Raw genomic sequence first — 228 nt, forward strand, 5'->3', positions numbered from 1 at the left:
GGCAGGTTCTGGCAGGCGCTGTGGAGGCGGCGGTTGTTGTACCAGTCGACCCACTCCATGGTGGCGATCTCCACGTCGTCCAGGCCCTTCCACGGACCGTGGCGGTGGATCAGCTCGGTCTTGTACAGTCCGATCGTGGTCTCGGCCAGGGCGTTGTCGTAGCTGTCCCCGCGTGAGCCGACCGAGCTGACCGCGCCGATGCCGGCCAGCCGCTCGGTGTAGCGGATG

General features: G+C 67.5%; 1 protein-coding gene. It reads right to left on the minus strand.

Translation table 11 applies throughout. The annotated features are described in order from the left end of the window. On the minus strand, positions 1 to 228 hold a 228-nt coding region (locus tag IO39_RS43785; RefSeq protein ID WP_043638047.1), incomplete at both ends, for an integrase core domain-containing protein.

The sequence above is a fragment of the Nonomuraea candida genome (genome assembly GCF_000725485.1).
GTDB lineage: Bacteria > Actinomycetota > Actinomycetes > Streptosporangiales > Streptosporangiaceae > Nonomuraea > Nonomuraea candida.